This is a genomic window from Olsenella sp. kh2p3 (assembly GCA_900119625.1).
Taxonomy (GTDB): Bacteria; Actinomycetota; Coriobacteriia; order Coriobacteriales; family Atopobiaceae; genus Tractidigestivibacter.
This window is the reverse complement of the sequence record FPKD01000002.1, coordinates 102,220-126,366: the sequence shown is the minus strand read 5'-3', so window position 1 is coordinate 126,366 and position 24,147 is coordinate 102,220. Positions and strand designations below refer to the sequence as shown.

Genomic DNA, 24,147 nt, shown 5'->3' with positions numbered 1-24,147 from the left:
AGAAAGGGGCGAAGACGTGTTCTCGACCTCGCGCATCATCTCGATTCTCATTTCGGTTGGGCTCGTCATGCTCTCCGCCATTCCGCACGAGGTGGCCCATGGCTGGATGGCCAACCGCCTTGGGGACCCCACGGCCAAGCGCGCCGGGCGCCTCACGCTCAACCCAGCCGCGCACATCGACCCCTTTGGCTCTATCCTCCTGCCGCTCATTATGGGCGCCTTTGGCGGGCCCATCTTTGCCTACGCCAAGCCGGTGCCCTACAACCCCATGAACTTCGACCCCAAGACGAGCAACCGCGACGAGGCGCTGGTGGCGCTTGCGGGGCCTGTCTGCAACTTCCTCCAGGCGCTTGCGGGCGCCGCCGTGTGGCGGCTTGCCTACTGGGGATTTACCAGCGGACTCCAGTCCGGCTCGCTTGCCGTGGACCCGTGGTATGACGTGGCGTACTGGACCCTCATGATTCTCTCTACCTACGTCTACGTGAACCTCATGCTCATGTGCTTCAACCTCATCCCGCTGCCCCCGCTTGACGGCTCCAAGGTCATCTCGCCCCTCTTTAGGAGCAAGCGCTCTCGTCGCGCCTACTACCAGGTGCAGCAGTACGCCATGCCCATCCTCATCGTGGTGCTCTACCTCATCCCCTACGCCTTTGGCGTCGATCCCCTGGGATGGATTCTCGATTCAACGGCCGGTTCCCTCTACGACCTTCTTATGGGGGCATAACGGCACATGTCGTGGCGTGTGAAGACAGATGCGTACACGGGTCCCTTCGACCTCCTGCTGCAGCTCGTAAGCAGGCAGAAGGTGGCCATTGGCTCCATCTCGGTTGCCGAGGTGGCAGACCAATACCTTGCCGAGGTCGAGCGCATGAGCGACCTGGACTTGGACGTTGCGAGCGACTTTGTGCTGGTTGCCTCCACGCTTCTGGACATGAAGGCTGCGGCGCTTGTCCCCGAGGGCGGCGTCACGCGCACCCAGCACGCTGGGGAGGAGGATCTGGACGAGGAGGATGACCTCGCGGGCCTCTCTCCCGATGAGGCGCGCGAGGTGCTCATCGCTCGCCTCATCACCTACAAGCAGTTCCGGAATGCCGGCGCCGCACTTGGCAGCCGCATGGAGGCTGAGTCTCGCATGGTGCCGCGCACCGTGGGACCGGATCCGGAGTTCCTGGGGCTCATGCCCGACTACCTCGAGGGCATCACGCTTCGGAGCCTTGCCGTCATCTGTGCCGACATCGACTCGCATCGCGAGACCTTCCTTCTTGAGTCCGAGCACATCGCGCCCAAGCGACTGCCCATCGCGCTCACGGTTGCCTCGGTCGACAGACTGGCGCGCTCCCGCGGGCACCTCACGTTCTCTGAGCTTCTTGACGGCTCGAGTGAGCCCGAGGTCGTGGTGGCAAACTTCCTTGCCGTGCTCGACCTCTACCATAGGGACAAGCTTCGAATGCGCCAGGAGAGGAACTTTGGCGAGATCGATCTTGATCACGTGGAGGGGGCAACTCCCTACGAGATGGACGAGTCGGTCATCTACGAGCTGGAGGAGCAGGGCGTGGGCGAGCAGGACCTGGAAGAGCTTGGCTTTGGTGACGTTTTGGACGCAGGCGAGGACGAAGTTGCGCAGGCGGATGACACGGGGAAGGACGCGTGATGGCAGGTCTCGAGAGGCTTGAGGACGGTTCGCTCAAGGGGCTCCTGGAGGCCCTGCTCCTCGTGTCCGATGACTCCGTCTCGGCAACAGACCTGGCAAAGGCCACGGGCGCCGCGCCGGGTGACGTGGCCTCGGCGCTTGCGGAACTCTCGGCCGAGTACGCCGACGCAAACCGTGGCTTCCAGCTCCGCGAGGTCGCAGGTGGCTGGAGGCTCTTCACGCACCCTGCGTTTCACGACCAGGTTGCCGATTACGTGTTGTCGTGGGACCAGCGGCGCCTCTCGCAGGCCGCGCTGGAGACACTGGCTGTCATTGCCTACCACCAGCCCGTCTCGCGCGAGGGCGTGCGCGCCATCCGCGGCGTGAACTCCGACGGCGTCATTGCTTCCCTGCGCGAGAAAGGCCTGGTGCGCGAGGTGGGGCACGACGCCGAGCATGGCCAGGCGGTGCTCTTTGGCACCACGCGAGCCTTCCTCGAGCGTTTTGGTCTGAGGAGCATCCGCGACCTTCCGCCGCTCGAGGACTTTGCCCCGGACGAGCAGTCCAAGCAGTTCATCCGCGAGCGTCTCTCTGGGCGGTCGCTTCAGTCCACGCTCGAGGAGGCCTCGGACGACATTGACGACGAGCGTGACCTCCTCGGTGATGACGACGGCACCGAGGACGAAGAGTCCCTCTCCGAGGCAACGGGCCCAGAGGACCCTACGGACGGTGACGCGGACGATGAGTGACCCGCTGCGCGAGGACGGGCTCTACCCCATGCGCCTCCAGCGATTTCTTGCCCGTGCCGGCGTCGCCAGCAGGCGCGGCGCCGAGCGGCTCATGACCGCCGGCCGCGTGCGCGTGAACGGGGAGGTCGTAACCGAGCTTGGCAGCAAGGTCGACCCTGCAACGGACGTGGTGAGCGTGGACGGAATCGAGTGCCACATACTCGAGCGGCCCTGCTACCTCATGCTCTACAAGCCGGCGGGCTACGTCACCACCATGAGCGACCCCCAGGGTAGGCATACCGTGGCCGAGCTTGTCCCCACCGAGCGCTTCCCCGGGCTCTTCCCGGTGGGACGCCTCGACATGGATACGACCGGCCTCCTCCTCTTCACCACCAACGGCAACGTGGGGCAGGACCTGCTCCATCCCTCTCGTCATGTCGAGAAGCACTACGTGGCGTTGGTCTCTGGCACCCCCTCGGCGCATGATCTCGAGCGCCTGAGGCGCGGCGTCATGCTCGAGGACGGTCCCGCGTCGCCTGCCGGGGCAACGCTCCTTGCGAAGGGTGACCCCTTCTACTCGGTTGTTGCCCCGCATGGAGCCGGACGCACGGGTGGGGGAGAGCCCAATGCGGTCGTGGGACTCACCATCCACGAGGGCAGGAAGCACCAGGTCAAGAAGATGATGCAGGCGGTAGGGCACAAGGTCTTGCGCCTCCACCGCGATGCCTTTGGGCCGCTCTCCCTCACGGGCGTTGACGAGGGTTCGTGGCGCGAGCTCACACCCCAGGAGGTTGCGGCCATCGAGGGTATTTGCGCCGGGCTTGCCGGCGATCAGGGGGAGGACGACTAGCGTGGACTTTGGCATGAGGCAGCGGATCCTTGTCATGAGGCATCCGGAGACGCCCGCGAACACTGAGCACTTCTTCTCGGGAAGGAGGGACGTCCCTCTCACCTCGCGCGGCGAGAGGCAGCGCGAGCGTGGCGTGGACGCCCTTGTGGCCTTTGGCCCCGAGCGCATTTGGTGCTCGCCCCTCTCGCGCTGTCGTAATCTTGCCGAGGAGGCCGGGGAGCGCCTGGGTATTCCCGTCCGCGTGGACGATGACCTTGTGGAGCTTGACTTTGGCGAGCTGGAGGGCACGCGCTTTGAGGCGAGCAACTCCGGTCCTACGCAGTTCCCCTGGCCGCTTGACGAGTACGGGCACTCGCTTCCTGCGCCCGGTGCGGAGTCCTTCGAGCACGCGACCGCCCGCGCCAACCATCTTATGGACGAGCTGAGGCCGCTTGCCGGCAGAACTGCCCTTGTTACCCACGGGGGCTTCTCTCGCATTCTCATCGCCGCCATGTACGATGTACCGTATGACCGCTTCTGGAATGTGCATCTGGCAAACGTGTGCTCGGCGTACTACACCTGTAACGGGAAGAGCTTCTACCTTGGCGGGTTCAACCTCACCCCCGATGAGGTCATAGAGCGCTCGACCAAGCCAAACCCATACGACCTCAGGGACATCTGGGGCGTCTCGGAAAGGAAGGACGCATGATTGTCGCCATCGACGGGCCCGCTGGGTCCGGCAAGTCTACCGTTGCCCACGCAATTGCCGAGAGGTGCCACCTCACCTACCTCGACACGGGTGCCATGTATCGCTCCGTCACCGCCGAGTGCCTGCGCCAGGGCATCGACCCCGCAGACGCGACAGCTGTGACGAAGGTTGCTCGCACGATCACCATCATCTTTGGCACCTCGCCTGCCGGGCAGACCGTCACCGCCAATGGCCGTGACGTCACCGCCGAGATTCGCACGCCAGAGGTCGACCGCAACGTTTCCGCAGTCTCGGCCATCCCCGAGGTACGCACCGCCATGGTCGAGCTTCAGCGTGCCTACGGCGAGACGGGCGATGTGGTTGCCGAGGGTAGAGACATTGGCACAGTGGTCTTTCCCAAGGCGGACGTGAAGGTCTTCCTCACGGCAGATCCTGCCGCGCGAGCCCTGCGCCGTGCGGTGCAGCGCGAGGGTGGAGACGCCGCCAAGGATGCCAACGCAACGGCCGACCCCGCCGAGGTCGAGCGCATCCTCGCAGACCTCAACCGCCGCGACCAGCTTGACTCGACGAGAAAGACCGCCCCTCTCAAGCCGGCGCCGGACGCGCACCACATTGACTCGTCCTCGATGAGCGTCGACGAAGTCGTGGCCGCCATCTGCGCCCTTGATCCCAGGCTTGAGGCCGCGCTCGCGGGAGGCCGTTCGTGAGCGCGCAGAAGAAGGCGCCCGAGAAGCGCCTACGCGCCTTCCACGGCAACAGCTTCGATGACTACTTCGATACGGGTATGCGCAACTTTCCGCTGCCGGCGCGCGTGTTTCTCGGGATCGCTGTCTACGCGTGCATGGCGTGGACGCAGTTTCGCTGGCGCTGGAGCGTTGAGAACAAGGAGAAGCTCGTCGACGACAAGACCCCACGCGTCCTCGTCATGAACCACGGCTCGATGCTCGACCCTGTGATCATCATCGTGCAGCTGTGGCTGCACGGCATTCGCGTGCGCACAATCTACAAGAGCGAGTTCGACAAGTCGCCGGTAGTCACCTGGTTCTTCACCCGCGTGGGCGCCATTCCGGTACAGCGCGGCACCGCAGACATGAAGTCCGTTCGTCGTGCTAAGGCAGCGCTTGACCGTGGCGAGTGCGTCCTCATTTTCCCCGAGGGCACCCGCATCAAGAGCGACGACGAGCCCGTGACCATCCACGAGGGCTACTCGCTCATGGCGCAGCTTGGCCACGCTCCGGTCCAGCCGGTGGCCATCGTGGGCGCGCGCGACATCACGAAGCGTGGCAGTCACCTGCACCACTTTTCCCGCGTGTGGCTCAAGGCGGGAGACCCCATCACCTGGGACTCCTTGGACGTTAAGGGCAGGAAGGCCCAGCTCGCTGCAATGTCGAAGGCTGGCATGGACGCCGTCTATGCGCTGAGAGACGAGCTTCGCGAAGAGCACCCGGGGAGGATGTAACCATGGCGACGGTTGAGGTGGCGCGCGAGGCCGGTGCCTGCTACGGTGTCGAGCGCGCGCTTGAGATGACCGAGGACGCCCTTAAGGACGGGGCGTCTCGCGTCCGCACGCTGGGGCCGCTCATCCATAATCCGCGGGTTGTCGCAAGCTTGGGCGAGCGTGGTGCCGCCGTTGTCGAGGATCCGCGTGACGCTGCAGGCTGCACGCTTGTCCTCCGCACGCACGGGGTGACTCCTGCCGAGGAGGCCGAGGCACGGGAACTCTGCTCTTCTGTGGTCGATGCAACCTGTCCCTTTGTTAAGAAGGTGCACCGTGCAGCCGAGCAGCTCTCTGCGGAGGGCTATCGCGTGGTCATCGTGGGCGAAGCGGGCCATCCCGAGGTCACCGCTACCCTTGCCCATGCGCCGGGGGCCGTAGTTGTGGGAACGGCCGAGGAGGCGCTTGCACTCCCGCATGCGCGCAAGACCGGCGTTGTGGTGCAGACCACGCAGTCTGCGGCACGCTTAGCCGAGGTTGTCTCGGCACTGCTCTCGCGCACAGAGGAGCTTCGCGTAGTCAACACCATCTGCGAGGCAACCTCAGGACATCAGGGCGCCTGCGCCGAGCTTGCGGCCCGTGCGGACGTGATGGTGGTCATCGGCGGCCGAAACTCTGCCAACACCACGCGCCTGGCCGAGATTGCCGCCGCTGCCTGCCCCCGCACGCATCATATCGAGGGTGCCGATGAGCTTGACCCTTCCTGGTTTGCAGGGGCGGGCCTTGTGGGCGTCACGGCTGGCGCCTCGACCCCTGCCTCGCAGATCCGCGCCGTTGTGGCAGCAATTGAGTCGATGATGGGGGAGTAGGGGTGTCACGAGACAGGGCAGACTACGCATCCACGCGCGAACGCTCCCTTGGCGCCTGGGTGCAGTCGGTAGAGGAGGAGAGCCCCGCCTGGGAGGCTGGCATTGAGCCCGGCATGCGCATCGAGAGCGTGAATGGCCACAAGCTGCGCGACCTCATCGATTGGCGCTGGGAGGCCGATGGCGCCTCGTGCGAGCTGGAGGTCTTCGACCCCAGGGACGGTGGAACCTATGGCTGCGAGCTCTGGCGCGAGCCCGGCGAGGACTGGGGCATCGACTTCACGGACGTCCTCTTCGACGGCATCCGCACCTGCGTGAACGCGTGCCAGTTCTGCTTCATGAGCATGCTGCCGGCGGACGCGCGCCCGTCCCTCTCGCTGCGCGACGACGACTACCGCCTCTCGTTCCTGCAGGGGAACTTCGTCACCCTCACCAACGTGACCGACGAGGACGTCGAACGCATCATCACCTGCCGGCTCGAGCCCATGAACGTCTCGATCCACGCCATATCCCCCGAGGTCAGGCGCACGCTCATCGGACCGCACGCGCAGCGCGGCATCGACGTTCTGGAGCGCCTGCTCGAGGCCGGCATCGAGGTGCATGCTCAGATCGTGCTCTGCCCTGGCGTGAACGACGGACCGGAACTCGCTCGCACGCTCGATTGGGTGGAGGCGCGCCCCGCCATCACTTCTCTTGCCGTGGTGCCTCTTGGCTACACGCGCTTCTCGCGTCGGTTCTCAAAGTCCTTCTCGGATGACCCGGCATCCGCCAAGGCAGTGGTCGAGCTTATCGAGCCCTACCAGGCGCGCGCAAGGCGCGAGCTTGGTACCACCCGCTTCCAGCTTTCCGACGAGTTCTACGTTGCCGCCGGCGTGAAGGTGCCGCCAGCGGAGGCTTACGACGGATATCCGCAGTACTACGATGGCATTGGCATGCTGCGGAGCTTCCTCGACGACTCGGCGGTGTTCGCACGCGACCACGCCGCCGAGCTTGCTGCGAGCGAAGCGGAGCTCTCTCGCTGTGAAACCTCGGTCTTTATCGTCTGCGGAGAGGCACCGCAGGCAGCAATCTCGTTCTTCTGCGAGCTTTGGTCTCCTTCTGGGCGCGTGCGGACGTATCCCATTCATAACGACTACTTTGGTGGAGATGTCAACGTCACGGGCCTCATCGTCTCGAAGGACCTTCTCGCGCAGCTGCCAGAGGACCTTGAGAACCACGTGGTCGTGCTTCCCGAAGTCATGTTCAACTTTGATCACGTGACTCTCGATGGCGACACGCAGGACCACGTCATTGAGGAGATCGAGCGCCGTGGTGGCAAGGCGATCATTGCGCATGGAGACCCTACGAGCATCGTCTCTGCAGTAACGCAGAGTTTGGGGTGAGGCTCGCCGGCGGCAAGGCGCCCACGCGGTCGTGATATGCTCGAGTGTGCTAAATACGCTAAGAGAAAGTGAGCACCTCATGTCATTGCCTGTCGTCGCCGTGGTCGGTCGACCCAACGTCGGCAAGTCCACCCTTGTAAACCGTATTGTCCAGAGTCGTGACGCCATAGTGCACGAGAGTCGCGGCGTCACGCGCGACCGTTCCTACCACAAGGCAGACTGGAACGGTCGCGACTTTGTGATTATCGACACTGGCGGCATCGAGTCCGTCAAGTCGAAGGACACCTTTGCGCCGCGTATCCGCGAGCAGGCCGTAATGGCCGCGCAGGAGGCAGACGCCATCATCTTTGTGGTGGACGGCTCAACCGGGATCACCGACGAGGACGAGGAGGTCGCAAGGATCCTACGCAAGCAGGACAAGCCCGTGTTCCTCGTGGTCAACAAGAAGGACAACCCCGCCACCGAGAACGACAACCTCTGGGACTTCTACGCCCTTGGCGTGGGCGAACCCATGCCCCTCTCCGCCTCGCACGGCTACGGTACGGGCGACCTTCTCGACGAGGTCGTCGCGGTTCTACCCTCCGAGGACGAGCTCGAGGATGACGAGGACGTGCTCTCGCTGGCCATCGTCGGCAGGCCTAACGTGGGCAAGTCCTCCCTGGCGAATCGCCTTGCCGGCAAGAAGCGCTCCATCGTCTCCGACGTTGCGGGAACCACCCGCGATGCCATCGATACCATGATCGAGTGGCAGGGGCAGCGGATTCGCCTGGTGGACACCGCCGGAATGCGCAAGAAGAACCTGGTTCACGAGGACGTGGAGTACTACAGCATGGTGCGTGGCCTCATGGCCATGGAGCGCGCCGACGTCTGCCTCTTGGTGGTGGACGCCACCGACGGCGTCACCGAGCAGGACCAGAAGGTGGCCAACATGGCCATCGATCGTGGCTGTGCCCTGGTGCTCTGCCTCAACAAGTGGGACCTCATCGAGACCGAGGCCCAGCGCGACCGCGTGGTTGCCTCGATCGAAAAGCGCATGCAGTTTGCGCCATGGGTGCCCTACGTGAACATCTCCGCCCTCACGGGCCGCGCCACCGACAAGGTCCTGCAGCTTGCTGTCTCTGCCGCCCAGGCACGCGAGACCCAGTTGAGGACCTCGGAGCTCAACAACCTCCTCGAGGAGATTCGCCAGGGTGGCCACACGGTCTCTGACAAGGGTCGTCGCCTCAAGATGCAGTACGCCACACAGACCGGCTCCAGGCCTCCCGTCATCACCGTTTGGTGCAACGCGCCGGACCTTGTAGACGACAACTACAAGCGATTTGTGGAGAACCGCCTGCGTGAGAGATTTGACCTTGAGGGAACACCCATCCGTCTGCGCTTCCGCAAGAAGTCCGAGGGGGACAAGTGAGACTCGTAATTCCTACGCTCATTGCGTGCGCAATTGCCTACTTTGTTTGTGGCATTCCGTTTGGCATGCTCATTGCACGCTCCCAGGGCGTCGACGTGCGTCACACGGGGTCCGGAAACATTGGCGCTACCAACGTGGGGCGCTCCGTGGGTGCCTGGGCGGCAGGCCTCACCCTGCTGCTTGACGCCGGCAAGGGCTGGCTCTGCACGGGGCTTGCCACGTGGGCGTTCTCCAGTTTCTTTGCCGAGGCAAAGTCACTTGCTCCCGGCCAGCCCTTTGACTGGGCGCTCACCTGCGTCTATGCGGCATGCGTGCTTGGACACGTCTTCTCGCCCTACCTTGGGTTCCATGGCGGCAAGGGCATCTCGGTTGGCTTTGGCGCGGCGCTGGGCCTAGACCCGCGCATCGCCTTTGGGCTTCTCGCGGTCTTCCTTGTCTTTGCCCTTCCCACGCGCTTTGTCTCGCTGGGCAGCTCGTGTGCGGCAGTCTCGCTTCCCATCTGGACGGCCGTCTTTGGCTACACCCCCATCGCTGTCCTGCCCATGGTCATCGTGGCCGCCTGCGTTGTGTGGGCGCACCGCGAGAACATCCGCAAGCTCGCACACCACGAGGAGAAGCGCTTCTCCTTCCACCACGATGAGGGGAAGTCAAAGTGAGGCGCGTTGCCGTCATAGGAGCTGGCTCTTGGGGTACCGCCATGACGGGCCTCGTGTCGCCTGCCGTCGACGAGGTAGTGCTGTGGGCGCGCACGTCCCAGGCTGTCGATGCCATGAACCTCGAGCACAGGAATCCGAACCATCTTGTGGACTATACGTTGGCGCCAAACGTTGTGGCAACAAGCGACCTTGCCGTGGCCGTTCGTGATGTGGATGCCGCGATCCTGGCCACCCCGTCTGCATATCTGCGCGAGACTTGCCGCAACCTGGCTTCCCACCTTGCTAAAAACGCCCGTGTGCTCGTTCTCTCCAAGGGTATGGAGCGCGGAACGCACCTCCTCATGCACGAGGTGGCTGCTCAGGAGCTGGGCAATCCCACTCGCGTTGCTGCGCTCTCTGGCCCAAACCATGCCGAGGAGATCTGCAAGGGGATGGTGTCGGCCGCTGTCGTGGCCTCGGAAGATGCGGAGACGGCTGCATACTTCCAGGGTCTTCTCTCGGGTCCGACCTTTAGGGCCTACGTGAGCGACGATGTTCGTGGCGTTGAGTGCTGTGGTGCCGTTAAGAACGTGGTGGCCATCGCCTGTGGCATTGCGAGCGGCATGGGGATGGGGGACAACACTCTGGCTGTCCTCATGACCCGTGGCATCGCCGAGATTGGGCGCGTTGTGGCTGCCTTGGGCGGCAACCCTATGACGTGCATGGGGCTCGCCGGTATGGGTGACCTCGTGGTTACCTGCACCTCCGAGCATTCGCGCAACAGAAGCTTTGGCCGGGCCCTCGTGGCGGGCGAGACGCTTGACGCCTATCAGGCCCGCACGCACATGGTGGTCGAGGGCGCGCCCGCTTCGGAGTCGGTCCTCGAGCTTGCGCAAGAGCGCGGAATCGAGGTTCCCATCACGGCCGGCGTCCACTCCGTTCTCTATGAGGGACGTCCTATCGACGAGGCAATGGAGGGACTTCTCACGCGTGTACCGCGCACGGAGTTCTATGGTATGGAAGAGCGAGATACAGCATCAAAGGAGAACCAATGCTAGAGAATAACGTCCAGGTTGCACCTTCCATCCTCTCTGCAGACCTGGGACATCTTGCGGACGAGCTTGCCTCTATCGAAGGTGCTGGCTATGTGCACTTTGACGCGATGGACGGCCACTTTGTGCCCAACCTCACCTTTGGCCCTGGCGTGCTTGCTGCGGTGAAGGAGGCCACACAGATCCCCGTTGATGCGCACCTCATGATCTCGAACCCCGACCAGATGGTGCCGGAGTACCTTGCTGCCGGTGCCGACATCGTGACCTTCCACTACGAGGCTACGGCGCACGCCAATCGTCTTGCCAGCCTCATTCGCGAGAAGGGCGCCAAGGCGGGCATTGCCATCAACCCCGGTACGCCCGTCTCTGCCCTCGACGCCATCATCGAGGACGTGGACCTCGTGCTTGTGATGACCGTGAACCCCGGCTTTGGGGGCCAGAAGTTCATATCTGGCTCTCTTCGCAAGCTCCGCCAGCTCAAGGCCATGTGCGACGAGCGCCGCGTGAGCCCCATCATCGAGGTTGACGGTGGGATTTCTCCCGCAACTGCGGGCGATGTTTGCGCCGCGGGCGCGCGCCTGCTCGTTGCTGGCAGCGCCGTCTTTGGCAAGGAAAACCGCGCCGAGGCCATCCGCAAGATTACCGAGGCCGGCGAGGCCGGTCTCACGAGGAGAGCGTGAGAAGCGTGACCAACCGCACAACCGTATACCTTGACTATGCCGCGAGCGCACCCGCGCGAGAGGAGTCTCTTGTCGCGGAGCGCGCCTACGAGGACTCTCCCATTGCGGGGGCAAATCCCAACTCGCTGCACACCCTTGGACGAGAGGCGGCTCGTGCGCTCGACGGTGCTCGCCGCGATATTGTTCGCTGCGTGGGCGGCGGTTTTAGGCCTTCGGACGTAGTCTTCACTTCGGGTGGCACCGAGTCCAACAACCTGGCCCTTCTCGGCCTCTCACGCGGTGCCCATCAGCGCGATCGCAAGCGCACACGTGTGGTTCTCTCCGCCATCGAGCACGACTCCGAGCTGGACGTAACGGGCGTGCTTCGCGATCGCGGCTTTGATGTGACGCTCGTGAAGCCCGGTAGGGACGGTGTGGTCACTCGTGACGCGCTCGAGAATGTGCTTGGTCCCGATTGCGCGCTTATTTCGATTATGAGCGCCAACAACGAGACGGGCGTGGTGCAGCCTGTGTCTGAACTTGCTGCTGCGGCTCACGCCGCCGGTGCGCTCTTCCACACTGACGCCGTGCAGGCGTTTGGGCGGATTCCTCTTGATGTCTCGCAGGCAGACGCCGTAAGTCTTGCGGCCCACAAGCTGGGCGGCCCGGTTGGTGTGGGAGCCCTGCTCGTCCGTGGGCGCGTCCCTCTCGCCCCTCAGTCCTTTGGTGGCGGCCAGGAGTCCGGCAGGCGCGCGGGAACGCAGGACGTGCGCGGCGCGCTTGCCTTTGCTGCGGTCGCATGTGCCTGTTGCGGCTCCATCGCCACCGTGCGCCCGCAGGTTGCCGCCCGTGCCGAGAGACTCTACCAGCGTATCTGTGCAGAGGGGACGGGCATCGTCCCCACAACCACGGGTGTGGTCGACGAGCACCGCCTTCCCGGCATGGTGAGCGTCATGGTGCCGGGCATGGACTCGCAGTCCCTCGTCCTTGGGCTGGACGAGCATGGCTTTGAGGTCTCTGCCGGCTCCGCGTGCTCCTCGGGCTCGCTTGACGCTAGCCACGTGCTCACGGCCATGGGCATAGGCCGTGACCAGGCGCTTGGCTCGCTTCGCATCTCATTTGACGAGCGCGTTGCCGAGGAAGACCTTGATGCCTTTGCAGCGGAGCTCATCTCGCTCGTCAAGCAAACAAAGACACGCCATTAGCAGAACGCACACCCACCAAGGAAGGTGAGGGTCTTATGACCGAAGCACAGGCGCTTGTTAGACTTCAGGAGATTGACCTCGACATGCTGCGCCTTGCGTCTACGCTGGCCGCGATGCCGCAGCAGAAGAAGATGCAGGCAATCGCTCGAGCGCGCCGAAAGGTACAGAGCGAGCAGACCAAGATCTTTGCTCAGCGCAAGGACCTTGAGACCTATGTCTCGGAGAACCAGGAGGACCTCGAGCACTACCGAGCGCGCACCGAGGAGGTCAAGGCCGAGGTTGCCTCTGGAAGCCACGGCTACCGCCAGATTCAGGACTACGAGGCGCACCTCACGGGTCTTGCAAAGAAGATCGAGAAGCTCGAGCACAACCGTGCGCAGCTCGACGAGGATCTTGAGAAGGTCAAGCGCGCCGAGAGCAACGCCAACCTCACGCTTGAGCGCCTCGACGACGAGGAGGCCGCGCAGAAGAAGTCCTTCGAGACGGATAGTGCGCAGATTAGGCGCAAAATCGTCCAGCTCGACGCTGAGCGCAAAGACGTGGTCTCCCAGATCTCTGATAAGCACATGAGCGACTACGAGGCCGCGCGCAAGCGCTTCAAGGGCCTTGCTGTTGAGAAGCTCGTGGGCAACGTCCCCTCGGTTTGCCGCGTGAAGCTCCAGCCCGCCTCGTTCCACGACCTCACGCACGGTGACGACGTTGCCGAGTGCCCCTACTGCCACCGCATCCTCATCGTGGACGATCCCTATGTCGAGGGGGAGGGCAAGTGAGCGATAGCACGCACAGGGATACAGAGCCGGCGGCGCCTCGCGTCGTCCTCGCCGTTACGGGAGGCATCGCCGTCTACAAGGCAGTCGAGGTCATGCGCGGCCTGCAGCACGCGGGCTGCGACGTTCGCGTGACTATGACGGCAGATGCGGAGCGCTTTGTGGGAACCCCCACGTTCGAGGCGCTCTCCGGCCATCCCGTGGCGGACGACCTCTATGCCTACCCGGACTCTCCCATTCCGCACATCTTCCTGGCCGACTGGGCTGACCTTGTGGTGGTTGTTCCCGCAACCGGAAACGTGCTGGCTAAGATGGCCATGGGGATTGCAGACGATTGCCTCTCCACCACACTGCTTGCCACCCACTGCCCAGTGCTTGTGGCGGCTGCCATGAACGTCCACATGTGGAGAAACCCAGCCACGCAGGCAAACGTTGTAACGCTTCGCTCGCGCGGCATCCGCTTTGTGATGCCACAGACGGGCCTTCTCGCCTGCGGCGACGTGGGCGAGGGAAAGCTTGCAGAAGTCTCGGACATCGTGTCCGCTGCTCTTGACGCGCTTGCCCCTGCCAAGCAGGATATGGCTGGCATGAGGCTTGTGGTCACGGCCGGCCCCACGCACGAGGCCATCGACCCCGTGCGCTACATCGCCAACGCCTCCACAGGCAAGATGGGCTATGCCATCGCCCGCGAGGCCTCGCGCCGAGGTGCCGTGGTGACGCTGGTCTCCGGACCGGTCTCGCTTGCCGCGCCACAGGGGGTCTACGTGGTCCCGGTTGTCTCGGCGGCACAGATGCGCGATGCCACGGTTGCAGCCTTCGCCAACGCCGACGCGGCTATATGCGCCGCGGCAGTCGCGGACTACACGCCTGCCTCGCCTGCGGACCGCAAGCTCAAGAAGGGCACGGACGACCTCTCCACGCTTCGCCTTATCAAGAACGCAGACATCCTTGCCGAGCTCTCTCGCTCCAAGGGAGGCCGCGTCGTGGTTGGCTTTGCAGCCGAGACAAACGACCTTCTCAAGAATGCTCGAGAGAAGCTCGAGCGCAAGAGCTGCGATTTCATCGTGGCAAACGACGTGTCCCGTGCGGACTCTACGTTTGGCGCCGACACGAGCCGGATTGCCTTTGTGTGGCCCGACCGCACTGAGCAGCTTGACACGCTGCCGCTCGATCAGGTGGCCGCCGCTATCTGCGACCGTGTTGCCACGGCAGTGGCGGGGGAGGGTGCATGAGCGAGGCACGTCACGGCGAGATCACCATCGGCTGCCATCTCTCGGTTGCGGGCGGCTTTACGCAGATGGGCAAGACCGCGCTTGACATTGGGGCAAACACCTTCGCCTTCTTCACGAGAAACCCGCGTGGCGGCCGTGCCAAGACGCCAGACCCAGACGATGTGGCGGGACTTCTCGCCATCCTTGCCGAGAACGGCTTTGGGCGGCTCGTCGCTCACGCGCCCTACACCATGAACCTCTGCTCCGCCAAGCCGCAGACGGTTGAGTTCGCCCGTGAGGCAATGGCTGGCGACCTTCAGCTCATGGAGATGTTGCCGGGCAACTATTACAACTTCCACCCGGGAAGCCATGTGGGCCAAGGGGTTGACGAGGGCATTCGCCTTATCTGCGAGGGTCTTGACCAGGTGTTGGTTCGAGGCCAGAAGACGACGGTCCTGCTGGAGACCATGGCGGGCAAGGGGTCCGAGGTGGGCTCGCACTTCGAGGAGCTGGCCCGCATCATCGAGGGGACCCGCGATGGCGACCTTCTCGGCGTGTGCCTCGACACCTGCCACGTAGCCGACGCAGGCTACGACATTGTGGACAACCTTGATGGCGTGCTTGACGAGTTCGACCGCGTGATTGGGCTTGACCGCCTGAAGGCGCTGCACGTGAACGACTCCAAGAACCCGCTTGGCTCCCACAAGGACCGTCACGAGAAGATCGGCCAGGGCACGCTTGGGCTGTCCACCTTCGAGGCCGTGGTGACCAACCCGCGCCTGTGCGGGCTGCCCATGATCCTTGAGACGCCCAACGAGCTTGAGGGCTATGCGCAGGAGATTACACTCCTCAGGGGACTTGCCCGGGGAGATGGGAAGGACTAATGGGGATTCTCATAGGGTGCGAGCACCTCTCGCACGAGTGGCCGGGCAAGCCCGTGCTTGACGACCAGACTATAGGAATCAACGAGGGCGAACGCATAGGCGTGGTAGGCAGGAACGGCGACGGCAAGTCGACGCTGCTTGAGCTCATCGCGCATCGCCTTGAGCCAGACGCGGGTACCGTCACCTGGAGAAACGGCATCCACGTAGGGTTCTTAGGCCAGGATGACGAGCTCCACGATGACTGGACCGTGGGCCGCGCCGTCGTGGGAGACGTCCCCGACTACATGTGGGCTTCCGACCCGCGCGTGCGACAGATTATCTCGGAGCTCTTGGGTGACGTGGACTGGGACGCCACCGTTGGCACGCTCTCCGGTGGACAGCGGCGCCGCTGCGACCTGGCGCGGCTCCTCGTGGGGACCTGGGACGTCATCCTCATGGACGAGCCCACCAACCACCTGGACATGCACGCCATCCGCTGGCTTGCCGACCACCTCAAGGCCCGCTGGCCGGAGGGTACGGGAGCGCTTCTTGTGGTGACGCACGACCGCTGGTTCTTGGACGAGGTCTGCGAGCACATGTGGGAGGTCCACGACCAAGAGATCGAGCCCTTCGACGGCGGCTACTCCGCCTACATCCAGCAGCGCGTCGAGCGCGACCGCATGGCCGCAGCCACCGAGGAGCGCCGCCAGAACACGCTGCGCAAGGAGCTCAACTGGCTGGCACACGGCGCCAAGGCACGCTCGAGCAAGCCTCGCTTTCGCGTCGAGGCGGCGCGCGCCCTTCTCGCCGACGACCCACCGCTGAGAAACCCCATCGAGCTTAAGCGCCTAGCCGTGAGCAGGCTGGGCAAGCAGGTCATCGAGATGAAGGACGTCTCGTTTGCCTATCCGGATGGCTCGCGCGTGCTCGATGACATCACCTGGACCATTGGTCCCGGCGACCGCTACGGCATCCTTGGAGCCAACGGTGCGGGAAAGTCAACGCTGCTCAAGGTCATGACGGGCAAGTTGCAGCCAACCTCTGGCACTGTGCGCATTGGCAAGTCCGTGCGCTTTGGATGGATGTCGCAGCACCTGGACACGCTCTCCGAGAAGGAGAACTGGCGCGTGCTCGAGGTACTCTCGCGCTACAAGAGCACCTACTACGTGGACGGCAAGCCCCAGAGCCCCACGCAGCTCCTCGAGCGACTGGGCTTCGAGCGCTCCGAGCTCACGAACTTTGTGCACGACCTTTCTGGCGGTCAGCGCAGGCGTCTCGCGCTGCTCACGGTGCTTCTCGACGAGCCCAACGTGCTTGTGCTCGACGAGCCTGGCAACGACCTGGACACCGACATGCTTGCGGTGCTTGAGGACCTGCTCGACACCTGGCCGGGCACGCTCCTCATGGTCTCGCACGACCGCTTCCTCATGGAGCGAGTGACCGACGACCAGTACGCGCTTCTCGACGGTCACGTGCGCCACTGCCCGGGCGGCGTAGACGAGTTCCTCGACCTCCTAGATTCACACGGGGGCGCGGCAGCCCCTTCCTCCGCGGAGTGCGCTACGCGAAACTCCGCTATGGAAGGGCCAGTCGCGCCAAGCGATTCGACGGGTTCGCAGGAAGCTCCCCTGTCGAACCAGGAGCGGCGTGAACTCAAGAAGCGGTTCGATGCTGTAACAAGAAAACTGGAAAAGACCGAGGGGGAGCCGGACCGGCTGCGTGCCGCGCTTGCAGAGGTCGACCCTACGGACTACGAGAAGCTCGTTGCCGCCCAGAAGGCGGTTGACGACGCCGTTGCTGCGCGCGAGGCGCTTGAGGACGAGTGGCTCGAGCTCTCAGACAAGCTGGGAATAGAGTAGCGGCGCGGGCTAGACATTCACAACACGAATGGTTGTGTGACAAAAGCCGTATGCGCACCGCGGCTGAGCAGCCCTATCATGAATAGGCCGTCAGCCAGAGGGAGGGGCTCTATTGGGAGAGATTCTACGGAGGTTCGTCTTCCCCAAGTATCGGGGGAAGATCGTTCTTGGCACGCTCTGCAAGGCCGTCGAGGTCATATTTGACCTCATCACGCCGGTCATCGTTGCCAGTATGATTGACGTGGGCGTCACTAGCCGTGACCAGGGCTACGTGATTCGCATGTGCGTGGTTCTCATTGTGCTTGCCCTGGTTGGCTTCTGCTTCACGCTGGTGTGCCAGAAGATGGCAGCTGTTGTCTCCCAGAGCTCCGGCACGGACATCCGTCACGATCTCTACGCCAAGGTGAACCAGCTTGCCCCGGCGGACCTCGACCGCATTGGCACGCCCTCCCTCGTGACTCGTATCACAAACGACGTCAACCAGGTGCAGGTCACCGTGGCCCTTGGCATCCGGCAGATTATCCGCTGGCCCATCCTGGCGATTGGCTCGATGGTTTGCGCCATGCTCATCGACGCTCAGCTTGGCCTTGTGTTTCTCGTCTGCACGCCCGTCATTGCGGTGGTTTTTTGGCTGGTGATGTCCAGGTCCGTTCCGCTCTTTGGCGAGCTCCAGTCGCGCCTTGACGAGGTGAGCCTTGTCACGCGCGAGAACCTCTCGGGCGTGCGTGTTGTGAGGGCCTTTAGGCAGGAGGGGCGCGAGGACGAGCGCTTCCACAAGGCGGCTGACGACCAGACCCAGACCGCCATCACCATTGGCAAGCTCTCCTCGCTTCTTAACCCCGCCACGCTGCTTGTGATGGACCTGGGCATTGTTGCCATCCTCTGGATGGGCGGCGCACGCATCGACGCGGGCAACCTCACGCAGGGCGAGGTCATTGCCTTCGTGAACTACATGACGCAGATGCTCGTGTCCATCGTCTACGTGGCCAACTTGGTTATCACCATCAACCGCGGCACCGCCTCGGCCAGGCGCATCATGGAGGTGCTCGACTGCGAGCCCCAGATTTCTGACGAGGGCACCACGCAGGTGGAGCTTGCCCCAGGCACCCTCACCTCTGGCGTGGCCCTCGCGCTCGACCACGTATGCTTCACCTACGACGGCGCGCCCCGGCCTGCGGTCGATAACGTGACGCTGCGCTTGGGTGCCGGAGGATCTCTCGGTATCATTGGCGGCACGGGCTCTGGCAAGTCATCGCTTGTGAACCTCATCCCAAGGCTCTACGACGCCACGGCGGGCGAGGTTCGCGTCTTTGGTCACGACGTGCGAGAGTATCCCTTCACCCAGCTGCGCGAGCTCGTCTCCACCGTGCCCCAGCAGGCGTCGCTGGTCTCGGGCACCATCCGCTTGAACCTCTGCTGGCGCGATTCCAACGCAACAGACGAGGAACTTTGGCGCGCGCTTGAGCTTGCGCAGGCCGCGGACTTCGTACAGGGCAAGGACCAGGGGCTCGATGCCGTTGTCGAGGCAGGCGGCAAGAACTTCTCGGGAGGCCAGCGCCAGCGGCTCACCATTGCGCGTGCCCTCGTTGGCCACCCGCGCATTGTGGTGCTTGATGACTCCGCCTCGGCGCTCGACTTCCGCACCGACGCGAGCCTGCGACAGTCTCTCCGCAGCCTGCGCTCGGAGCTTACCTGCGTGATTGTTTCGCAGCGCGTCTCGGCGGTCATGTCCTGCGACCAGATCCTGGTCCTTGACCACGGCCGCATGGCTGGCCTGGGTTCGCACACCGAGCTCATGAGGAGTTGCCCCATCTACCGCGAGATTTGCCTCTCGCAGCTTCGTCCTGAGGAGGTGGGTGCGTAATGGCAAACCCGTATGCAGCCGGCGCGAGCGCCGGATCCATCATGGCCAATGTCAAGGGAGACATTGGCAACAACGACGACAACCCCCAGGGCCGCCTTGACGAGACGGGCCTCGCCACGGCCGAGGTCACGCGGCGTCTGCTTGCCTACACCCGCCCGCATCGGGTGTCTTTGATTGCCTCCTTCGTTGCCTCTGCCGTCTCGGTGGTGCTCCAACTCTATGTGCCCATCGTGATTGGCCGTGCGATCGATTGCATGGTCTCGGCCGGAGACGTGGACTATGCCGCGCTGGTAGCCCTCCTCCAGGAGCTTGCGCTTGTGGTTGTGGGCGCCGCAGTAACGCAGTGGCTCTCTGGCTACTGCACCAACCGGCTTACGTACGAGACGGTCCGCGACCTGCGCATCGATGCCTTCTCGCGCTTCCGCGACCTGCCCCTCTCGTTTGTCGACGCACACTCGCATGGAGACCTGCTCTCCCGCGTGGTAAACGACGCCGACCAGGTGGGTGACGGCCTGCTCCAGGGCCTCACGCAGCTCTTCACTGGCGTGGTGACCATCGTGGGCACGCTTGTCTTCATGTTCTCGATCTCTGTTCCCGTTGGCCTTGTGGTTGTCATCGTGACGCCCGTCTCCATGCTCGTGGCCTGGCTCATTGCGCGCTACTCTGCGAAGAGCTTTAAGGAGCAGCAGGCCCTCCAGGGCTCGCTTGGCGGCTACGTCGAGGAAATGGTGGGAAGCCAGAAGCTGGTCTGCGCCTTTGCATATGGCGACCGTGCCCAGGCGGGCTTTGATGAGATTAACCAGCGCCTGCTGGGGGTGGGGGAGCACGCCCAGTTCACAAGCTCCCTCTCTAACCCCGCAACGCGCGTGGTGAACAACATCACCTATGCCGTCGTGGCGGTTGTTGGCTGCATCTGCGTCATCTCCGGGTGGCCGAGCGTCCTCACGGTAGGCCAGGTACAGACGTTCCTCTCGTATGCCAACCAGTACATGAAGCCCTTCAACGAGATCTCCAATGTGGTCACGCAGATCCAGACCGCCTACGCCTCGGCCCGGCGTCTTTTCACGCTCATCGATGCACCAGCCCAAAGCGCCGATCCCGCCGAGCCCGAGGTGGACGAGAACCCCGAGGGCGCTCTGGAGTTCTCGCACGTCGACTTCTCGTACGTCCCCGACCGCCCGCTGCTCCAAGACATCTCGTTTGCGGCTAAGCCCGGCCAGACCATCGCCCTGGTTGGCCCCACGGGATGCGGCAAGACGACCCTGATCAACCTGCTGCTGCGCTTCTATGACGTGGACTCCGGTCAGATCTTGGTTGACGGCCACGACACCAGCAACATGCGCCGAGAGGATCTTCGCTCGCTCTTTGGCATGGTGCTTCAGGACACCTGGCTCTTCAGGGGCACGGTTCGCGAGAACATCGCCTACGGGACGCCAGGGGCAACCATGGACGACGTAGTGGCCGCCGCCAAGCAGGCGCACGCGCATAAGTTCATCGAGCAGCTGCCGCAGGGTTACGACACGCTCTTGGGCGAGGACGGCGGGTCCCTCTCGCAAGGACAGCGACAGCTCCTCTGCATTGCGCGCGTGATGCTCGCAGACCCCACGATCCTTCTGCTCGACGAGGCCACGAGCTCCATCGACACCCGCACCGAGCTGCAGGTGCAGGATGCCTTCGACCGCATGATGGAAGGCCGCACCTCGCTTGTGGTGGCGCACCGCCTCTCCACCGTGCGAGACGCGGACTGCATCCTCGTGATGAAGGACGGTCACATCATCGAACGTGGCACGCACGACGAACTGCTGCGTCAGGGCGGGTTCTATGCGAGCCTGTACGAGAGCCAGTTCGAGGGAACGCGATAGGGCGGGACGTTTACCACGCTTGCGCAAAATGCTGCTCGGGCGAGAATTCGGCGCCCGAGCAGCACCTTTATACGTACTTGCTGCTAAAACCCACGCTCGGGCGAGAATTTGGCGCCCGAGCGTGGGTTTTATACAGGATTACGTACGAGATGGGCCTTCGGGCGTCATTTTGGCGCCGGAGGGCTCCCTTTGTGCATCGTTGCGGCGATACCGTGCTCTCGGGCGTCATTGTCACTGCGTGTTGACGCAGCCAACGCCAGCGTCACCAGATAGCACCGTTCGCGGACGCTTGGTGCCGTTCTACGGGACCGTGCTACCGTCCGTCCACCGCGCAAACGCGCTCTGTCCATCGGGGTGGATAATCGGCCCCGGCGATGGTCGCATGCTAGCCTCGCCACGTTCACCCATCGGGAACGAGGAGGGGTCGATGCAGGAGAACGAACGCCACTACGACGTCGTGGTCATAGGAGCAGGTGTCTCCGGCTGTGCCACGGCGCGCGAGCTTGCAAAGACTACGGCGAGCGTCTGCGTAGTCGAGCGTGAGGACGATGTCTGCTGCGGCACGTCGAAGGCCAACTCTGCCATAGTTCATGCTGGCTACGATGCCACGCCCGGATCGCTCATGGCTCGCCTCAACGTCGAGGGCAATGCGCTTATGTACGAGCTGGCAAAGAAGCTGCAGTTCACGGTAAAGAACATTGGCTCCCTCGTCGTATGCACGAGTGAGCGCGACATGGACGGCTTGCGCGAGCTCTACGCGCGAGGTGTGGCCAACGGTGTGCCTGACCTTCAGATTGTTGACCGAGATACGCTTCGCTCTATGGAGCCCAACATTTCTCCCAACGCTGTGGGTGCACTCTGGGCGCCAACGGCAGGCATCGTGGACCCATTTGGGTTGAACGTGGCCCTTGCCGAGAATGCCGCGACCAATGGAGTCGAGTTCATCTTTGATGCTCCGGTGACGGCAATAGAGCGCAGGCCAGAGGGTGGCTTTGCCCTCGAGACGCCGCGTGGCCGCATCCTCGCTCGCTGCGTGGTGAATGCTGCAGGCGTCTACGCGGACCAGATCCACAATATGGTCTGCGAGGACAGGCTGGAGATCATTCCACGCCGCGGACAGTACATGCTTCTTGACACCACTGCCGGCAACCACGTGCACCATGTGGTCTTTGCGCTTCCCACCAAGATGGGAAAGGGCGTGCTTGTCTCGCCCACCATTCACGGCAACCTCATCGTGGGTCCCACGGCAGAGGACATCCAGGACAAGGAAGGCACCGACACCACCGCCTCCGGTCTTGCCGAGGTGGCCGAGAAGTGCGGGATCACCGTGGCCGACGTTCCTCTCCGCGAGGTCATTACGTCCTTCTCGGGCCTGCGCGCGCACCGGGCAGAGCACGAGTTTCTCATTGGCGAGAACCCCTCAGCACCAGGCTTTGTGGACTGTTCGGCCATCGAGTCGCCCGGCCTCACGGCATCCCCTGCTATTGGGCGCATGGTCGCGGGCATCGTGTCCAACATTCTGGGACTAGAGGAGAAGCCCGCAGGCGAGTTTGTGGACACGCGCCGCGGCATCCCCAACATGAACGATCTTTCGTTCGAGCAGTGGGGGAGCCTCTGCGAGGAGAACCCCCTCTACGGCAGGGTCATCTGCCGCTGCTGCCATGTGACCGAGGCGCAGATCGTCGACGCCATTCACCGTCCCGTGGGTGCTCGCTCGCTCGATGGCGTCAAGCGGCGCACGGGAGCATGCATGGGCCGCTGCCAGGCCGGCTTCTGCACGCCAAAGATCATGGAGATTCTCTCGCGCGAGCTGCCTGACGTCACCATGGAGAACGTCACCAAGTCTGGTCCCGGGTCCGAGTTCATCGAGGGTCATGCGAAGGACACCATCGCAAAGGAGGCCCGTGCATGAGCGACTACGACGTCATTGTCATTGGCGGTGGTCCCGCTGGGCTTGCCGCGGCAACTTCTGCACGTGGTGAGGGCAAGCGCTCCGTTTTGGTGATCGAGCGCGACCAGAAGCTCGGCGGCATCCTCAACCAGTGCATACACAATGGGTTTGGCCTCATCACCTTCAACGAGGAGCTCACTGGCCCCGAGTACGCCGCGCGCTATGAGAGGCTTGCGCTCGAGGCCGGCGTGGAGTTCCTTCTCGACACCATGGTGCTTGACGTCTCGCCTGACCACGTGGTCACCTGCGTGAGCGAGGCGCGCGGCATGCAGCGCATTACGGCCGGTGCCATCGTCCTTGCTATGGGCTGCCGCGAGCGGCCGAGAGGCGCGCTCAACATTCCCGGCTTCAGGCCAGCAGGAGTCTACACCGCGGGCACAGCCCAGCGCCTGGTGAACATCGAGGGCCTCATGCCCGGCCGCGAGGTAGTCATCCTTGGCTCTGGCGACATCGGTCTCATCATGGCACGCCGCATGACGCTCGAGGGCGCGCACGTCGCGTGCGTGGCCGAACTCATGCCCTACTCAGGCGGCCTCAAGCGAAACATCGTCCAGTGCCTCGATGACTTTGGCATTCCGCTGCTGCTCTCGCACACGGTCACGCGCGTGGAGGGCAAGAGCCGCGTTGAGGCGGTGTGGATCGCTCAGGTAGACGAGAAGAGCCACCCCATTGTGGGCACGGAGAAGCGCTACCCGTGCGACACGCTGCTTCTCTCGGTGGGACTCCTGCCCGAGAACGAGCTCTCACGCGCGGCTGGTGTCGATCTTTCGCGCGTCACGCGCGGGCCGGTGGTGAACGAGAGCCTCGAGACCAGCGTGCCTGGCCTTTTTGCCTGCGGAAACGTGCTGCATGTGCATGACCTTGTCGACTACGTTTCGCAGGAGGCAACGGCTGCCGGCGCCGCAGCGGGCGAGTGGGCGGACGCCTGCGCACAGAACCAGGCGCACGACGAGATGCCCGGTATCCCCGTTGTTGCCGAGGGTGGCGTGCGCTACACAGTCCCGCAGTCCATCGACCCCGAGCGCATGCCCGAGAAGCTTACGGTACGCTTCCGCGTGGGCGGCGTCTACGAGGACAGGCGCATCTGCGTGTACCTTGATGACGAGCGCGTCATTGCCAAGCGGCGGGCCATCCTCGTGCCTGGAGAGATGGAAGACGTTACGCTCAAGCGCGATGACCTGCTCGCCAGGTCTGGTCTTGAGAAGATCGTCGTGACGCTCGAGGAGGCATAG

Annotated in this window: 22 protein-coding genes; all 22 read left to right on the top strand. The window is 63.7% G+C overall.

Features of this window, described 5'->3' with window-relative positions:
• The first annotated feature begins 16 nt into the window (after positions 1-16).
• Positions 17-724 carry a site-2 protease family protein gene (locus tag BT122_RS03985; RefSeq protein ID WP_235810772.1) on the top strand — a complete coding sequence of 236 codons (708 nt, stop codon included), beginning with the start codon at positions 17-19 and terminating at the stop codon, positions 722-724.
• Positions 725-730: 6 nt separating this feature from the next.
• Positions 731-1,651 carry a segregation and condensation protein A gene (locus BT122_RS03980; protein ID WP_083432295.1) on the top strand — a complete coding sequence of 307 codons (921 nt, stop codon included), beginning with the start codon at positions 731-733 and terminating at the stop codon, positions 1,649-1,651.
• The gene (gene scpB, locus BT122_RS03975; RefSeq protein WP_072354701.1) at positions 1,651-2,379 is read left to right on the top strand and encodes an SMC-Scp complex subunit ScpB; all 729 of its coding nucleotides are present in this window, start codon (positions 1,651-1,653) and stop codon (positions 2,377-2,379) included. The genes BT122_RS03980 and scpB overlap by 1 nt, the downstream gene beginning before the upstream one ends.
• Complete coding sequence (locus BT122_RS03970; RefSeq protein ID WP_072354700.1) at positions 2,372-3,208, top strand: pseudouridine synthase; 837 nt, start codon at positions 2,372-2,374, stop codon at positions 3,206-3,208. Before scpB ends, BT122_RS03970 begins: the two co-directional genes overlap by 8 nt.
• A 1-nt stretch (position 3,209) precedes the next feature.
• A complete protein-coding gene (locus tag BT122_RS03965; RefSeq protein ID WP_235810771.1) occupies positions 3,210-3,896 on the top strand; it encodes a histidine phosphatase family protein in 687 nt (228 codons plus the stop codon).
• Complete coding sequence (gene cmk, locus BT122_RS11080; protein WP_072354699.1) at positions 3,893-4,603, top strand: (d)CMP kinase; 711 nt, start codon at positions 3,893-3,895, stop codon at positions 4,601-4,603. Before BT122_RS03965 ends, cmk begins: the two co-directional genes overlap by 4 nt.
• On the top strand, positions 4,600-5,355 hold the full coding sequence (locus BT122_RS11075) for a lysophospholipid acyltransferase family protein (RefSeq protein ID WP_083432294.1): 756 nt from the start codon (positions 4,600-4,602) through the stop codon (positions 5,353-5,355). The genes cmk and BT122_RS11075 overlap by 4 nt, the downstream gene beginning before the upstream one ends.
• 2 nt (positions 5,356-5,357) lie before the next feature.
• Complete coding sequence (gene ispH, locus BT122_RS03950; protein WP_072354698.1) at positions 5,358-6,200, top strand: 4-hydroxy-3-methylbut-2-enyl diphosphate reductase; 843 nt, start codon at positions 5,358-5,360, stop codon at positions 6,198-6,200.
• Positions 6,201-6,202: 2 nt separating this feature from the next.
• Positions 6,203-7,579 (top strand): DUF512 domain-containing protein, encoded by a 1,377-nt coding sequence (locus BT122_RS03945; protein WP_072354697.1) that lies wholly within the window; start codon positions 6,203-6,205, stop codon positions 7,577-7,579.
• Positions 7,580-7,658: 79 nt separating this feature from the next.
• Positions 7,659-8,987 carry a ribosome biogenesis GTPase Der gene (gene der, locus BT122_RS03940; RefSeq protein ID WP_059054359.1) on the top strand — a complete coding sequence of 443 codons (1,329 nt, stop codon included), beginning with the start codon at positions 7,659-7,661 and terminating at the stop codon, positions 8,985-8,987.
• Complete coding sequence (locus BT122_RS03935) at positions 8,984-9,643, top strand: glycerol-3-phosphate acyltransferase (protein ID WP_072354696.1); 660 nt, start codon at positions 8,984-8,986, stop codon at positions 9,641-9,643. Before der ends, BT122_RS03935 begins: the two co-directional genes overlap by 4 nt.
• Positions 9,640-10,680, top strand: a complete 1,041-nt coding sequence (locus tag BT122_RS03930) for an NAD(P)H-dependent glycerol-3-phosphate dehydrogenase (RefSeq protein ID WP_072354695.1) — start codon at positions 9,640-9,642, stop codon at positions 10,678-10,680. Before BT122_RS03935 ends, BT122_RS03930 begins: the two co-directional genes overlap by 4 nt.
• Entirely contained in the window at positions 10,674-11,354 is a 681-nt protein-coding gene (gene rpe / locus BT122_RS03925; RefSeq protein ID WP_072354694.1) for a ribulose-phosphate 3-epimerase, read from the top strand. Before BT122_RS03930 ends, rpe begins: the two co-directional genes overlap by 7 nt.
• A gap of 5 nt (positions 11,355-11,359) precedes the next feature.
• The gene (locus tag BT122_RS03920; protein WP_072354875.1) at positions 11,360-12,538 is read left to right on the top strand and encodes a cysteine desulfurase family protein; all 1,179 of its coding nucleotides are present in this window, start codon (positions 11,360-11,362) and stop codon (positions 12,536-12,538) included.
• Between the two features lie 35 nt (positions 12,539-12,573).
• The gene (locus BT122_RS03915; RefSeq protein ID WP_059054353.1) at positions 12,574-13,308 is read left to right on the top strand and encodes a zinc ribbon domain-containing protein; all 735 of its coding nucleotides are present in this window, start codon (positions 12,574-12,576) and stop codon (positions 13,306-13,308) included.
• Positions 13,305-14,537 (top strand): bifunctional phosphopantothenoylcysteine decarboxylase/phosphopantothenate--cysteine ligase CoaBC, encoded by a 1,233-nt coding sequence (gene coaBC / locus BT122_RS03910; RefSeq protein ID WP_072354693.1) that lies wholly within the window; start codon positions 13,305-13,307, stop codon positions 14,535-14,537. The genes BT122_RS03915 and coaBC overlap by 4 nt, the downstream gene beginning before the upstream one ends.
• The gene (locus tag BT122_RS03905) at positions 14,534-15,400 is read left to right on the top strand and encodes a deoxyribonuclease IV (protein ID WP_072354692.1); all 867 of its coding nucleotides are present in this window, start codon (positions 14,534-14,536) and stop codon (positions 15,398-15,400) included. The genes coaBC and BT122_RS03905 overlap by 4 nt, the downstream gene beginning before the upstream one ends.
• The gene (locus BT122_RS03900; protein ID WP_072354691.1) at positions 15,400-17,238 is read left to right on the top strand and encodes an ABC-F family ATP-binding cassette domain-containing protein; all 1,839 of its coding nucleotides are present in this window, start codon (positions 15,400-15,402) and stop codon (positions 17,236-17,238) included. The genes BT122_RS03905 and BT122_RS03900 overlap by 1 nt, the downstream gene beginning before the upstream one ends.
• Positions 17,239-17,350: 112 nt before the next feature.
• A complete protein-coding gene (locus BT122_RS03895) occupies positions 17,351-19,102 on the top strand; it encodes an ABC transporter ATP-binding protein (RefSeq protein ID WP_072354690.1) in 1,752 nt (583 codons plus the stop codon).
• Positions 19,102-20,964 (top strand): ABC transporter ATP-binding protein, encoded by a 1,863-nt coding sequence (locus BT122_RS03890; RefSeq protein WP_072354689.1) that lies wholly within the window; start codon positions 19,102-19,104, stop codon positions 20,962-20,964. Before BT122_RS03895 ends, BT122_RS03890 begins: the two co-directional genes overlap by 1 nt.
• Positions 20,965-21,391: 427 nt before the next feature.
• Complete coding sequence (locus BT122_RS03885) at positions 21,392-22,876, top strand: NAD(P)/FAD-dependent oxidoreductase (RefSeq protein ID WP_072354688.1); 1,485 nt, start codon at positions 21,392-21,394, stop codon at positions 22,874-22,876.
• The gene (locus BT122_RS03880; protein WP_072354687.1) at positions 22,873-24,147 is read left to right on the top strand and encodes an NAD(P)/FAD-dependent oxidoreductase; all 1,275 of its coding nucleotides are present in this window, start codon (positions 22,873-22,875) and stop codon (positions 24,145-24,147) included. The genes BT122_RS03885 and BT122_RS03880 overlap by 4 nt, the downstream gene beginning before the upstream one ends.

Excerpts from the sequence above, each read along its gene's own strand:
- BT122_RS03905 (WP_072354692.1), top strand. The coding sequence starts at position 14,534 with ATGAGCGAGGCACGTCACGGCGAGATCACCATCGGCTGCCATCTCTCG.
- BT122_RS03970 (WP_072354700.1), top strand. The coding sequence starts at position 2,372 with ATGAGTGACCCGCTGCGCGAGGACGGGCTCTACCCCATGCGCCTCCAG.
- BT122_RS03885 (WP_072354688.1), top strand. The coding sequence starts at position 21,392 with ATGCAGGAGAACGAACGCCACTACGACGTCGTGGTCATAGGAGCAGGT.
- BT122_RS03900 (WP_072354691.1), top strand. The coding sequence starts at position 15,400 with ATGGGGATTCTCATAGGGTGCGAGCACCTCTCGCACGAGTGGCCGGGC.
- BT122_RS03880 (WP_072354687.1), top strand. The coding sequence starts at position 22,873 with ATGAGCGACTACGACGTCATTGTCATTGGCGGTGGTCCCGCTGGGCTT.
- cmk (WP_072354699.1), top strand. The coding sequence starts at position 3,893 with ATGATTGTCGCCATCGACGGGCCCGCTGGGTCCGGCAAGTCTACCGTT.
- BT122_RS03980 (WP_083432295.1), top strand. The coding sequence starts at position 731 with ATGTCGTGGCGTGTGAAGACAGATGCGTACACGGGTCCCTTCGACCTC.
- scpB (WP_072354701.1), top strand. The coding sequence starts at position 1,651 with ATGGCAGGTCTCGAGAGGCTTGAGGACGGTTCGCTCAAGGGGCTCCTG.
- BT122_RS03890 (WP_072354689.1), top strand. The coding sequence starts at position 19,102 with ATGGCAAACCCGTATGCAGCCGGCGCGAGCGCCGGATCCATCATGGCC.
- rpe (WP_072354694.1), top strand. The coding sequence starts at position 10,674 with ATGCTAGAGAATAACGTCCAGGTTGCACCTTCCATCCTCTCTGCAGAC.
- der (WP_059054359.1), top strand. The coding sequence starts at position 7,659 with ATGTCATTGCCTGTCGTCGCCGTGGTCGGTCGACCCAACGTCGGCAAG.
- ispH (WP_072354698.1), top strand. The coding sequence starts at position 5,358 with ATGGCGACGGTTGAGGTGGCGCGCGAGGCCGGTGCCTGCTACGGTGTC.
- BT122_RS03915 (WP_059054353.1), top strand. The coding sequence starts at position 12,574 with ATGACCGAAGCACAGGCGCTTGTTAGACTTCAGGAGATTGACCTCGAC.